Genomic DNA, 12,897 nt, shown 5'->3' on the forward strand with positions numbered 1-12,897 from the left:
GCTGTGCCTCGGCCCCGTCCGTAGGAGCGCGCCACGCGCGCGTGGCGCGCTCCTACATGGGGATACAATTCGCGGATGAGCAAACAGAACGCCTGGATCGCCGGCATCAATGCCGTTGCCGCCGCCATCGAACACGACGCCGAACACGTACGCGAAGTGCTGGTCGAGGCCGGTGCCAAGAACCCGCGCATCGCCGAGATCGAATCCGACGCCCAGCGCAAGGACATCGACGTGCGCCGCGTCACCCAGCAGGCGCTGGATGGCGTGGCCGGCGGCCTGCGTCACCAGGGCGTTGCCGCACGCTATGCGGCAGCGAAGACCTGGGACGAGAATGATCTAAGCGAGCTGGTGGAAGCCGCCGAAGGCAAGGCGCTGGTGCTGGTGCTCGACGGCATCCAGGACCCGCACAACCTCGGCGCCTGCCTGCGCAGCGCCGCCGCCGCCGGCGCCACCGCCGTGGTGATCCCCAAGGACAAGGCCGTGCAGGTCAACGCCACCGTGCGCAAGACCTCCGCCGGCGCCGCCGACACCATCCCCGTGGTGCGGGTGACCAACCTGGCCCGCACCCTGCGCGAGCTGCAGAAGCAGGGCGTCTGGATCCACGGCCTGGCCGGCGATGCCACCACCGCCATCTACAAGGCCGACCTGACCGGCAACGTGGCCCTGGTGCTGGGCGGCGAGGGCGACGGCATGCGCCGCCTCACCCGCGAGCATTGCGACCACCTGGTCAACATTCCCATGCCCGGTGGCTTCGAGAGCCTCAACGTCTCGGTCGCCACCGGCATCGCCCTGTTCGAAGCGGTCCGCCAGCGCACCGCGTAGTCCGGGGCCGCGCCCCCACGCCCGCGATACTCCACCCCACGCGCCCGCCATCACCTGCAGCCCACATCCCTGTCGCGACACTGGAAACCGTTGCCGGCCGCGCAGGTCGGTCCGTCACCAGGGAGCTTTCGCATGATCAAGTGGGCCATCATTTTCGCCATCATCGGCCTGATCGCCGGTGCCGTCGGCTTCACCGGCATGGCCGGCGCCGCCATGGGCATCGCCAAATTCCTGTTCTGGGCCGCCATCATCATCGCGGTCGTGCTCTTCATCCTCGGCTTCACCGCCTTCAAGAAGATCAGCCGATAGGTTGACGATGGCCACGGCGCGCTCCCCGGGGGGATTGCCGGGGAGCGCGCCGTTCTCCAAGCGGTTCCGCGTGGCGGACAAGCCGGGCAAGGGCGCATGGCGGGCAATTAGATATAGCTTTTTGCCATTAAAAGATGTATCTTTTTGTGCCTGCCGCGGTTTCCGGCCGCTCCCCAGCGCCTGCCTATGCCACAAACCACGCTCGACAAAGCCGCCAGCCAGCCGCGTCCCCGGCGCCAGCGCACGCCGCATGTGCTCGCCCACGGCGACCTGCGCCTGCTGCTGCTGGGCCTGCTGCAATCCCGGCCCCGGCACGGTTACGAGCTGATCCAGCTGATCTCCGGGATTTTCCGCGGCCACTATCAGCCCAGCGCCGGCGCCCTGTATCCCACGTTGTCCCAGCTGCAGGCCGACGGCCTGGTGAGCAGCCGCAGGGACGGCGTGCGCCGGCTGCATGAGCTCACCGCCCAGGGCCGGGCGTGGATCGACGCCAACGCCGAAGCCATCGTCCAGGCACGCCTGCGCACCGAGCACAGCGCCCGGGTCCTGCTCAAGGTCGGTGTTCCCCCCCCGGTGCGGGACGGCATGGAGGCGCTCAAGCAGGCCCTGTCCCGCCACGAAGGGCAGTGGGACAGCGCCCGCACCACCGCCGTCGCCGCGATCCTGCGCCGCGCCGCCACCGACATCTCCACTATGGATCCCACCCCATGACCCAGCACGAAAGCCGCACCGTTCGCCATCCCCTCGTGTTCCGCCGCGTTGAAGTGCGCGAGGTGATCGACCTCACCCCGCACATGCGCCGCATCGTCGTAGGCGGCCCGGAACTGGAAGGCTTCCACAGCGCGTCTCCGGATGATCACATCAAGGTGTTCTTCCCCAACGCGGAAGGCGAATTCGTCACCCCTACAGCCGGCCCCAACGGTCCGGTGTTCCCGGAGGGCAAGACGCCTTCGCCCGCGCGTGACTACACCCCGCGCCACTACGACACGGCGGCCGGTACCCTGGCGATCGATTTCGTGCTGCATGGCGACGGCGCGGCCAGCAACTGGGCGGGCAATGCAAAGCCCGGTGACCCGCTGGCATTCGGCGGCCCGCGCGGCTCGTTCGTGGTGGCGCCTGACTTCGAGCATTACGTGATGGTGGCCGATGAAAGCGCGCTGCCCGCCATCGCCCGTTGGCTGGAAGAAATGCCGGCCGGGCAAAAGGCCACCGCCCTGATCGAGATCCCGGAAGACGCCGACCGCCAGCAGCTTGTTACCCAGGCGGACGCCGATATCACCTGGCTGCCCCGCAACGGCGCTACCCCGGCCAGCAGCACCCTGCTGGAAGAGGCCCTCGCGGGTCTTGCGCCCGAAGGCGACACCTTCTGGTGGATCGCCTGCGAATCCGCCCGCGCCCGTCGCATGCGGATTTCCCTGACCGAGCAGCGGAACGTCCCGAAGGACTGGATCCGCGCCACCGGCTACTGGAAGGCCACCCAGTAGGAGCACGCCACGCGCGCGAAACCGCGTGACACCAATCCGCGCCGCGAGGCTTCGGGAACCCCCGTAGGAGCGCGCCACGCGCGCGAAACCGCGTGACATTGATCGCGCCGCGAGGCTTCGGGAACCCCTGTAGGAGCGCGCCATGCGCGCGAAGCCGCGTGACATCAATCGCGCCGCGAGGCTTCGGACCCGGTGCGGGAGCCGAAGCCTCACGGTGGGGCTTCGGGCCGGGCGCTGGGGCCGAAACCTCGTGGTGTCGCCGTGATTCACGCGGCTTCGCGCGCGTGGCGCGCTCCTACCAGGAGAATCCCGCTTGGAAAATCAGGCTTCCGGTTGCGTCGGCGTCAGCTTCAGCAGCTTGCCGCCGCCTTCGCGGGTGCCGTCCTCCAGCAGCCACAGCGCCCCGTCCGGACCCTGTTCCACCTCGCGGATCCGCCGCTGCATGTCAAAGCGCTCGGCCTCGCGGGCGCTGTCGCCGTCGAACTCCACGCGTACCAGCGACATCGATGACAGGCCGCCAATGAAGCCGCTGCCCTGCCAGTCGGTGAACATGCCCCCGTCGTAGATGACGAAGCCAGCCGGCGAAATCACCGGGGTCCAGGTGATCACCGGTGCCCGGAATTCCGGTCGGGTGTCGTGGTTCGGAATGTCGGTGTCGTCGTAATGGACGCCGTTGGAGACCTCCGGGTAGCCGTAGTTCTCGCCCTTCACGATCAGGTTGAGCTCATCGCCGCCCTTGGGGCCCATTTCGTGCGCCCATAGGCGGCCATCGGCGTCGAAGGCCAGCCCGAGGATGTTGCGGTGGCCCAGCGTCCACACCTGCGCGGCCACGCCGCCCTGGTCGGCGAACGGGTTGCCATCGGCCGGGGTGCCGTCGTCGTTCAGGCGCACGATCTTGCCCAGGTTGGCGGACATGTCCTGCGCCGGGTCGAATTCCTTGCGCTCGCTTGAGCTCACCCACAGCATGCCGTCGTCATCGAACGCGATGCGGTAGCCGAAGTGGCCGTCGCCGCTCTTCTTCGGCTCCTGGCGCCAGATCACCTCCAGGTCTTCAAGCGTGCCGCCGCCGGCATCGTCCAGCGCCAGCCGCGCGCGCGCCACCGCCGCGCCCATCAACCCGCCATCGCCAGCTTCCACGAAGCTGATGTAGATCAGCCCGTTGTCGGCGTAGCCCGGGTGCAGCGCCACGTCGCCCAGGCCGCCCTGGGCCACATGCTGGACCGCGGGCACGCCGGTGATTTCGCCGGTCGAGGCGCTGTCGGGGTCGAACAGGTGCAGGGTGCCGGCCATTTCGGTCACCAGCAGGCGGCCGTCCGGCAGGAATGTCATCGCCCACGGGGCGTCGAAATCGGCCAGTTCCTCGATCTGGAATGCTTCTTCGGTTGCCCGTACCGGGGCTTCGCGGTCGGCAACCGGGGCCGCAGTCTCGGCCGGCTGGGTAGCCGCGGGCGGCGCGTCGGTGGGAACTGTTACGACGTCGTCGTTGCCGGTGTTACCGCAAGCAGAAAGCAGGGCCGCGGCAATGCCGGCGGCCAACAAGTGGCGGAGATGCTTCATGGCCGATCCTCGAATGCGAGACTCCAGACTGTACCGCCAACTCCGTGTAGGAGCGCGCCATGCGCGCGAAACCGCGTGACGTTGATCGCGCCGCGAGGCCTCGGACCCGGCGCGGCGGCCGAAGCATCGCCGCACAGCCATGATTCACGCGGTTTCGCGCGCATGGCGCGCTCCTACGGGGGGGTCGAAGCCGAAGCATCGCCGCACAGCCATGATTCACGCGGTTTCGCGCGCATGGCGCGCTCCTACAGGGGGTCGAAGCCGAGGCAACGCTGCGTCGCCATGATTCACGCGGTTTCGCGCGCGTGGCACGCTCCTACGGGAGCGGGGCGTCAGGGGCGCGATACAATCGGGGATTCCCGATTTTTCTGGACCTGCACCATGAGCGTACCCGCCTCCCAGACCCTTCCGGACGCCCGGCCCGAGGCCACTCCGCTGCGCTTCGTCACCGCCGCCAGCCTGTTCGACGGCCACGACGCCGCCATCAACATCATGCGCCGCCTGATCCAGGCGCAGGGTGCGGAGGTGATCCACCTGGGCCACAACCGCTCGGTGGAAGACGTGGTGCGGGCGGCCCTGCAGGAAGACGCCGACGCGATTGCGCTCTCCAGCTACCAGGGCGGGCACGTGGAATACATGAAGTACATGGTCGACATGCTGCGCGAGCGCGATGCCGGCCATATCCGCGTGGTGGGCGGCGGTGGCGGCACCATCACCCCGGAGGAGATCCGCGAGCTGGAAGACTACGGCGTCGAGCGCATCTACCACCCCAACGACGGCATGAAACTGGGCCTGGTGGAAATGATCGAGGATGTCGTACAGCGCGTGTCCAACGCCCGCGCTGCCCGCGCCGACGAATCCCGCGCCCCCGCCAGCACCAAGCCGGCGATGGAAGACGAGATCGCCATCGGCCGCGTGCTGAGCGCGCTGGAAGACGGCCTGCACTCCGAAGCCGAGCTGGCCATGCTGCGCAAGCAGTGGGCCGCTGCCGAACAGACCGCCCCGGTGATCGGCATCACCGGCACCGGCGGCGCCGGCAAATCCAGCGTCACCGACGAGCTGCTCAACCGCTTCCTGGCCAACTTCCCGCAGATGCGCATGGCGGTGATCTCGGTTGATCCCACCCGTCGCCGCACCGGCGGCGCGCTGCTGGGCGACCGCATCCGCATGAACTCGCTGCGCAGCCACCGCGTGTACATGCGCTCCATGGCCACCCGCCGCCAGCACGTGGCCACCAACGCCGTGCTGCAGGACTGCATCGCCTTCCTCAAGAGCCTGGGCTACGACCTGGTGATCGTGGAAACCGCCGGCATCGGCCAGAGCGACTCGGAAATCGTCGATCTGGTCGACTTCCCCATGTACGTGATGACCAGCGACTACGGCGCGGCCAGCCAGCTGGAAAAGATCGACATGCTGGATTTCGCCGAGCTCATTGCGCTGAACAAGTACGACAAGCGCGGCGCCGAAGATGCGCTGCGCGACGTGCGCAAACAGTGGAAGCGCAACCGCGTCGCCTTCCAGATGGCCGATGAGGACGTGCCGGTGTATCCCACCATCGCCAGCCAGTTCAACGACCCCGGCATCAGCTGGATGTTCGCCAACCTGTGCCGCCTGCTGCGCGAGAAGCTGCCGGAAAAGGCCGCCGTGGCCGAAGCCGCCGGCCGCTGCAACTTCCAGCCCGATATCGACACCAGCCTGAAGGAGCCGCGCGCCACCGTGCTGATCCCCGGCGCCCGCGTGCGCTACCTGGCCGAGATCGCCGAGCAGGGCAGGGCGATCAACGCCTCCATCGAAAAGCAGGCCGAAGCCGCCGACCGCGCCCAATCCTTCTGGCAGTCCCTCAAGGAACTCGAAGACCCCAACCTCCCCAAGCAGCTGGCCCTCTACGACCCCGACGACCTCCTTGCTCCTGCCTCGGCGGATACCACCGCCCCTGTAGGAGCGCGCCATGCGCGCGAAGCCGCGGGACCCCCCGACCGCTCGCTCCTGACCCTGCGCCAACGCTACAACGACGCCGTCCAATCCCTCACCCCCGACAACCTCCGCAACCTGCGCGACTGGCCAACCCGCCTCAAATCCATCACCGACGACACCACCGAATACCAGGTCCGCAACAAGGTCATCAAGGTCGAGAACTACCGCGAATCCCTCAGCCACCAGCCGATCCCCAAGATCGCCGCGCCCAGCTACAAAAGCTGGGGCGAGCTGCTGACCTTCCTCGGCAAGGAAAACCTGCCCGGCTACTACCCCTACACCGGCGGCGTGTACCCCTACCGCCGCACCGGTGAAGACCCCATCCGCATGTTCGCCGGCGAGGGCACGCCCGAGCGCACCAACCGCCGCTTCCATTACCTGTCCGTGGGCCAGCCCGCCGCGCGCCTTTCGACCGCGTTCGACTCCGTCACCCTGTACGGCGAAGACCCGGCCCCGCGCCCGGACATCTACGGCAAGATCGGCAACTCCGGCGTCAACGTGCCCACGCTCGACGACATGAAGAAGCTGTACTCCGGCTTCGACCTGTGCTCGCCCACCACCAGCGTCAGCATGACCATCAACGGCCCCGCGCCGATGATCCTGGCGATGTTCATGAACACCGCCATCGACCAGCAGGTGGAGAAGTACCTGAAGGCCGACGACGCGCGCTGGACCGAGGCGCAGCAGAAGATCGACAAATTCTTCGAAGGCAGCGAGCGTCCGCAATACAACGGCGAACTGCCGCCCAGCAACGACGGCCTCGGCCTGGCCTTCCTCGGCATGACTGGTGACCAGCTGGTGGACGCGGAGACCTACGCCCGCATCAAGGCGGAAACCCTCGCCACCGTGCGCGGCACCGTGCAGGCCGACATCCTCAAGGAAGACCAGGCCCAGAACACCTGCATCTTCAGCACCGAGTTCGCCCTGCGCATGATGGGCGACATCCAGCAGTACTTCGTGGACAACAAGGTCCGCAACTTCTACTCGGTGTCGATCTCCGGCTATCACATCGCCGAGGCCGGGGCGAACCCGATCAGCCAGCTCGCCTTCACCCTCTCCAACGGCTTCACCATCGTGGAGTACTACCTGGCGCGCGGCATGAAGATCGACGACTTCGCGCCCAACCTGAGCTTCTTCTTCTCCAACGGCATGGACCCGGAGTACACCGTCATCGGTCGCGTGGCCCGCCGCATCTGGGCCCGCGCCATGCGCGAGCGCTATGGCGCCAATGAGCGCAGCCAGATGATGAAGTACCACATCCAGACCAGCGGCCGGTCACTGCACGCGCAGGAAATCCAGTTCAACGACATCCGCACCACCCTGCAGGCCCTGTACGCCCTGTTCGACAACGCCAACAGCCTGCACACCAACGCCTACGACGAGGCCATCACCACGCCCACCGAAGAGAGCGTACGCCGCGCCGTGGCGATCCAGATGATCATCAACAAGGAGCTGGGGCTGAACTTCATCGAGAACCCCTGGCAGGGCAGCTTCGCCGTCGATTACCTGACCGACATGGTGGAAGAGGCCGTCTACAAGGAGTTCGAAGCCATCAGCGAGCGCGGCGGCGTGCTTGGCGCCATGGACACCATGTACCAGCGCGGCAAGATCCAGGAAGAGAGCCTGTACTACGAACACAAGAAGCACGACGGCAGCCTGCCGCTGGTGGGCGTGAACACCTTCCTGGGCAAGGACGGCGAAAGCGAAGTGGCCACCGAGATCGAGCTGATCCGCTCGACCGAAAGCGAGAAGGGCCAGCAGATCGAGAACGTGGGCCTGTGGCAGCAGAACCGCAACCCGCTGGCGCCGGAAGGCGAGACCGACCATCACCATGTGGTGGAAGACGACGCAGCCGCCGCCACCGAACGCGGCAACGGTCACGGATTGGGGTATCTGCAGAAAACCGCCCGTGAGCGCCGCAACGTGTTCGAGTCGCTGGTGGAGGCGGTGAAGACGCACAGCCTGGGGCAGATCAGCCATGCGCTTTATGACGTGGGCGGGGAGTATCGCCGCAACATGTAAGCGCCGGATCCATGCACGGGGCCGGTTCGCCGGCTTTGTGCCCCTGTCGGGCATGCCGTAGCATGCAAGCGACCCGCATACGCGGGCATCAGGTGGCCAATGCCAGTCCAAGTGCACCAGGTGGACAGCGTGCTGAGCCGCATCGTCGCCGAAGGGCATGGCATCGACGCCATCGGCGAGCGGACGGTCGCGCTCTGGGCCGAAGTAACGCGCGCGCTCGTTCCCATCATCGGGCAGGGCGGCATGTCCGCGCTGTACGACCGCGCGCTGCACGTGGCAGCGGCGCAGCATCGGTGGCTGGAACAGGCGCGGAGCGTGGACGCGGACAGCGGCCCCCGGGCTTTTCCCCTGCTGGCGCGCGCCGTCGGCGGACAATCGCCGGACGATGCGATCGCCGCGATCACCACCCTCTTCAAAACTTTCGACCGCCTGCTGGTCACTTTGATTGGCGCATCGCTCACCAAGCGATTGCTGCAGCCAGTCTGGGACGTCCCGTCCGCCGGCCTCACCCGACAGGACACCGCTCCATGACCCGCCATCCCGCCACCATCCGACGCTTGTCCACCGGCGTCAAAGGCCTCGATGTCATCCTTGGGGGCGGCATTCCGGAGTTCTCCTTCAACCTCATCGCCGGCTCGCCGGGCACGGGCAAGACCACGCTCGCGCACCAGATGATGTTCGCGATGGCCACGCCGGAGCGGCCGGCGCTGTACTTCACAGTGCTCGGTGAGCCCGCGCTGAAGATGCTGCGCTACCAGCAGCAGTTCGACTTCTTCGATCCGGAACGGATCAATTCATCGATCCGCTTCGTCAACCTCGCCGACGACGCCGCCAATGGCGACCTGGACAAGGTGCTCGCGCGCATCGTCCAGGAGGTGCGCACCCACGCGCCCGGCTTCGTGTTCGTGGATTCGTTCCGCTCGGTGATCCTGGCCGGGCAGGGCAACGGTGACTCATTCTTGACCCTGCAGGAATTCATCCAGCGGCTGGGGATCCTGCTGACCAGCTGGGAGGCGACTACATTCCTGCTCGGGGAGTATTTCAGCGACAACGACCCCAACCCGATCTTCACCATAGCCGACGGCCTGATCTGGCTGCGCCAGAGCGCGCAGCGCAACTCCGTGGTGCGCAAGCTCGAGATCGTGAAGATGCGCGGGCAGCCGACCGTACCCGGACTGCATACGTTCCGCATGACCCAGGCCGGGCTGCAGGTGTTCCCCCCACCGCTGGTCGCGCCGGAGCTGGTCACCGGAACGATCCCGCCGCTGCAGGACCGTCGCAGCGTGGGCGTGCCCGGCCTGGACGACATGCTGGGCGGCGGCCTGCCGCGCGGGTATTCGCTGCTGGTCGCCGGGCCCTCGGGCTCGGGCAAGAGCATCCTCGCCGCGGCATTCCTGGCCGAGGGCGCGCGCCAGGGAGAGACCGGCGTGATCGCGGCCTTCGAGCAGCGTTCCCGGCAATCGCGGGGGGCGGTCATCTCGGGCCTGATCGAGGAGGGGCGGGTCGGGGTCATCGATTCGCGCGCGACGACGCTGTCGGTCGACGAGATCGCCACGCTGCTGATCGAGGAAGTGCAGCGGTTGAAGGCGACGCGCGTGGTGATCGATTCGCTGTCGGGCTTCGAACTTGCGATTGCGCCAGCCTTCCGCGACGACTTCCGCGAGTCGCTGTCGCGGCTGGTGTCCGCGCTTGCGGACACCGGCGCCACGGTACTGATGACCTCCGAGCTCGAGGATCGCTACAACGAACTAAGCTTCAGCCCCTACGGCACCGCCTTCCTCACCGATGCGATCATCGTGCAGCGCTACATCGAAGTGGAGAGCCGGCTGGCGCGCGTGCTCGCCGTGGTCAAGGTCCGCGGCAGCGCGCACTCGCACGACCTGCGACTGTTCGACATCGATGCCCAGGGTCTGCAGCTGGGTGAGCGCCTGGCCAGTCACGAAGGCCTGCTCGGCGGCCGCCCCACGCGCGTGGCCGGGACCGGGTCACCGGGCGCGGCGCAGGTATGAACGTGCCCGCGGCCTCGAAGAAGCAGGCGCTGGCCGCGCTGGAGGCCGACGCCGTGAAGCTGCGCGCGGAGGTTGCGGGACTGCAGGCCGAACTCGCCGCCCTGCGCGGCCGCACGCCACTGCGCAGCGAGAGCGACGTGCTCCAAGCCAATGAAAAACTGGTCCAGGCGGCAATGCGGGCCCAGGCCGTCGCCGAGAACGCCGCAGCCATCCGGCGTACCCGCCAGGACGCCTCCCGGGCGCGCAGCGATGACCTGCAGCAAGCCAACAGTCAGCTGGTGACATCCGCCCTGCATGCACAGGCCCAGGAAGCGCAGGCACAGCAGGCGCATGCGCAGGCGCTCACCTCGATGGCGACGGCCGCGCACGAGCTGCGCAATCCACTCTCGCCCATCAGGCTGGCGGCCGAAATGTTGGGCGAGGCACGCGGGGACCTGAGCCGGTTCACCAAGCTGCGCGACATCATCGAAGAAGAGGTCGTCCACATCGCCCGCCTGGTTGACGATCTACTGGACGGATCGCGGATGGCCAGTGGCAAGCTCAGCCTGGAGCGCGCGGACACCGGGCTTGCACTGGTGTTGGAGACCGCCGTGGACGCCTGCCGCCCGGCGATCGAATCCCGGCTGCAGCAGCTGGTGGTCGAACTGCCGCCGGACGATGCCATGCCCCTGCACGCCGACCACACCCGCCTGGTGCAGGTATTCACCAACCTGCTCCACAACGCCTCCAAGTACACCCCGGAGGGCGGCCGCATCCACCTGGCCGCGGCCCAGACCCCCGGCGAACTCACGGTCCGCATCCACGACACCGGCATCGGCATGACGGCCGACACACTGCTTCATATCTTCGACATGTTCTACCAGGACGCCGCCGCCGCCGTGCAGCGCCCCGGCGGCCTCGGCATCGGCCTGGCCATCGTGCGCGAGCTGGTCGAGGCGCATGGCGGGACGGTGGTGGCTAGCAGCGATGGTGAGGGGCTGGGGAGCTCGTTTGAGGTCACGCTTCCCGTGGGGGGCTGACGGCGGGCGCGGCAAAATTCAAGAAGAGAGCCTGTACTACGAGCACAAGAAGCACGACGGCAGCCTGCCGCTGGTGGGCGTGAACACCTTCCTGGGCAAGGGCGGCGAAAGCGAAGGGGCTACCGAGATTGAGCTGATCCGCTCAACGGAAGGGGAGAAGGGGCAGTAGATCAAGAGCGTCGGGCTGTGGCAGGCGAACCGAAATCCGCTGGTGTCGGAAGGGGAGACGACCACCAACACGTGGTGGAAGACGATGCAGCCGCAGCCACCGAGCGTGGCAACGGGCATGGATTGGGGTATCTTCAGAAGATTGCGCGGGAGAGGCGCAACGTGTTCGAGGCGCTGGTGGAGGCGGTCAAGACCTACTCACTGGGGCAGGTCAGCCATGCGCTGTATGACGTGGGTGGGGAGTGTCGGCGGAATATGTGAGAAACAAGTTAACTTGAGGGTTGGGCGGACCAATTATTTTTGAAGCATTAGATCGGAGGTCTTGTGGCTAAGAGTGCAGAGAAGTCTACGCCGAGTTCGAATAGCGAAACAAGAAAAATCGGCCCCAAAAAAATTAATGCACAACTGCGCGACCTCTTGTTAGACGTTGATAATCCTAGATTCGGCGGCTTGTCTAACGAAGTGCGGGATCAGGCCGACGTTTTGGATCACATCGTAAACACCTTTGGTGTCGACGATTTGTTGAGTTCGCTGTCTGTGAATGGGTACTTTGAAGCTGAGCCGTTAGTGGTTCGGGACACTAAAGAAGGCTTGGTCGTTGCCGAAGGAAATCGGCGCTTGGCAGCCTGTTTGATGCTCAGCGGAGATGATCGCGCGTACCGACAAAAGGAAAAAGCAAGCTCTTTCATTAAAGCATGGGGTTTGCGAGGGCGCCCCGCTTTAGATCCTGTTCCAGTAATTGTGTTCAGCGGTGAAGGTTCTAAGCGTGAACTGCTTTCATATCTGGGTGTCCGTCACATCTCGTCTTCAAAAAGCTGGGATTCTTTTGCGAAGGCGGCATGGGTCGCTGACGTTGTCGACCAACATGGTCTTCCCGTGCGCGATATTGCGGTTATGATCGGAGACCAGCACCGGACTATTGAAAGACTCCTGCAAGGTTTTTATCTTGTAAATCAACTAGTGGAAGAGGGGGAGTTCCGACCAAGTGACAGCCTACGGAGCGGGCGCGGGAGCGTCACCGATTATCCATTCTCATGGGTTTATACGATACTTGGTTACGCGGCAACCCAACGTTATCTTGAGATCGCATCCGGAACCGCGAGGCCGAACCCATTGGAACACTCTAACCTTAAAAGGGGTGGGGTGTTAATGAGAGCGATGTTTGGCGACAAAAAAATCGGCCGAAACTCGGCTGTAAATGATTCGCGCCAACTTGGCACTCTGGCTTCGATGTTAGTTAATCCAGAAACTCTTACCTTGGTTGAACAAGGGAAGAATGTAGATGAGATTCGGTCAGCTACACAGGATATTGATGAGAGGCTACGCTTAGGGATTGCGAATGTCCGAGAGGTGCTTAGAGATCTAGTGGCTAGAATGGATGAGGTTGAGGTCGCACGCGAAGTTGCCGCTAGCATGATCTCCCCTGCTGAGAAGACGGCGAGCTTGAGCATCTCACTTCTTAAGAAGCTTCAAGTCGCATCAGTGGCTTCATCAATAAATTTAGATTTGCCTGGTTTGGAGGCCGGTGATTAA

General features: G+C 65.6%; 10 protein-coding genes and 1 pseudogene. 10 read left to right on the forward strand and 1 reads right to left on the reverse strand.

Annotated elements, in window-relative coordinates; translation table 11 throughout:
- Positions 1-75: 75 nt before the first annotated feature.
- From rlmB to ACW7G2_RS00690, 4 genes are all read left to right on the forward strand, one after another.
- On the forward strand, positions 76-822 hold the full coding sequence (gene rlmB, locus ACW7G2_RS00675; protein WP_456971688.1) for a 23S rRNA (guanosine(2251)-2'-O)-methyltransferase RlmB: 747 nt from the start codon (positions 76-78) through the stop codon (positions 820-822).
- A gap of 132 nt (positions 823-954) precedes the next feature.
- Entirely contained in the window at positions 955-1,131 is a 177-nt protein-coding gene (locus tag ACW7G2_RS00680; protein WP_343259324.1) for a DUF1328 domain-containing protein, read from the forward strand.
- Positions 1,132-1,317: 186 nt separating this feature from the next.
- The gene (locus tag ACW7G2_RS00685; protein ID WP_456971691.1) at positions 1,318-1,842 is read left to right on the forward strand and encodes a PadR family transcriptional regulator; all 525 of its coding nucleotides are present in this window, start codon (positions 1,318-1,320) and stop codon (positions 1,840-1,842) included.
- Complete coding sequence (locus ACW7G2_RS00690; protein ID WP_456971693.1) at positions 1,839-2,615, forward strand: siderophore-interacting protein; 777 nt, start codon at positions 1,839-1,841, stop codon at positions 2,613-2,615. Before ACW7G2_RS00685 ends, ACW7G2_RS00690 begins: the two co-directional genes overlap by 4 nt.
- A gap of 321 nt (positions 2,616-2,936) precedes the next feature.
- Here the strand turns inward: ACW7G2_RS00690 and ACW7G2_RS00695 are convergent, their stop codons facing one another.
- Positions 2,937-4,172 carry a PQQ-dependent sugar dehydrogenase gene (locus ACW7G2_RS00695; RefSeq protein WP_456971695.1) on the reverse strand — a complete coding sequence of 412 codons (1,236 nt, stop codon included), beginning with the start codon at positions 4,170-4,172 and terminating at the stop codon, positions 2,937-2,939.
- A 381-nt stretch (positions 4,173-4,553) separates the two neighbouring features.
- Here ACW7G2_RS00695 and ACW7G2_RS00700 point away from each other — a divergent pair, with 381 nt between their 5' ends.
- The 6 genes and pseudogenes from ACW7G2_RS00700 to ACW7G2_RS00725 all read left to right on the forward strand — a co-directional run bounded on the left by ACW7G2_RS00700 (position 4,554) and on the right by ACW7G2_RS00725 (position 12,897).
- Positions 4,554-8,168, forward strand: coding sequence for a methylmalonyl-CoA mutase family protein (locus ACW7G2_RS00700; protein ID WP_456971697.1), 3,615 nt, complete (start codon positions 4,554-4,556; stop codon positions 8,166-8,168).
- Between the two features lie 120 nt (positions 8,169-8,288).
- Positions 8,289-8,699: a hypothetical protein gene (locus ACW7G2_RS00705; protein WP_456971699.1), complete on the forward strand. Its 411-nt coding sequence runs from the start codon at positions 8,289-8,291 to the stop codon at positions 8,697-8,699.
- Complete coding sequence (locus ACW7G2_RS00710; protein WP_456971701.1) at positions 8,696-10,177, forward strand: RAD55 family ATPase; 1,482 nt, start codon at positions 8,696-8,698, stop codon at positions 10,175-10,177. Before ACW7G2_RS00705 ends, ACW7G2_RS00710 begins: the two co-directional genes overlap by 4 nt.
- Positions 10,174-11,196, forward strand: a complete 1,023-nt coding sequence (locus ACW7G2_RS00715) for a sensor histidine kinase (RefSeq protein ID WP_456971703.1) — start codon at positions 10,174-10,176, stop codon at positions 11,194-11,196. Before ACW7G2_RS00710 ends, ACW7G2_RS00715 begins: the two co-directional genes overlap by 4 nt.
- A 7-nt stretch (positions 11,197-11,203) precedes the next feature.
- Positions 11,204-11,625 (forward strand): annotated as a pseudogene (locus ACW7G2_RS00720) (methylmalonyl-CoA mutase family protein); the annotation flags it as partial.
- Positions 11,626-11,688: 63 nt separating this feature from the next.
- Positions 11,689-12,897: a hypothetical protein gene (locus ACW7G2_RS00725; protein WP_456971704.1), complete on the forward strand. Its 1,209-nt coding sequence runs from the start codon at positions 11,689-11,691 to the stop codon at positions 12,895-12,897.

The organism is Luteimonas sp. A277 (assembly GCF_054052045.1).

Excerpts from the sequence above, each read along its gene's own strand:
- ACW7G2_RS00695 (WP_456971695.1), bottom strand. The coding sequence starts at position 4,172 with ATGAAGCATCTCCGCCACTTGTTGGCCGCCGGCATTGCCGCGGCCCTG.
- ACW7G2_RS00690 (WP_456971693.1), top strand. The coding sequence starts at position 1,839 with ATGACCCAGCACGAAAGCCGCACCGTTCGCCATCCCCTCGTGTTCCGC.
- rlmB (WP_456971688.1), top strand. The coding sequence starts at position 76 with ATGAGCAAACAGAACGCCTGGATCGCCGGCATCAATGCCGTTGCCGCC.
- ACW7G2_RS00700 (WP_456971697.1), top strand. The coding sequence starts at position 4,554 with ATGAGCGTACCCGCCTCCCAGACCCTTCCGGACGCCCGGCCCGAGGCC.
- ACW7G2_RS00710 (WP_456971701.1), top strand. The coding sequence starts at position 8,696 with ATGACCCGCCATCCCGCCACCATCCGACGCTTGTCCACCGGCGTCAAA.
- ACW7G2_RS00680 (WP_343259324.1), top strand. The coding sequence starts at position 955 with ATGATCAAGTGGGCCATCATTTTCGCCATCATCGGCCTGATCGCCGGT.
- ACW7G2_RS00715 (WP_456971703.1), top strand. The coding sequence starts at position 10,174 with ATGAACGTGCCCGCGGCCTCGAAGAAGCAGGCGCTGGCCGCGCTGGAG.
- ACW7G2_RS00685 (WP_456971691.1), top strand. The coding sequence starts at position 1,318 with ATGCCACAAACCACGCTCGACAAAGCCGCCAGCCAGCCGCGTCCCCGG.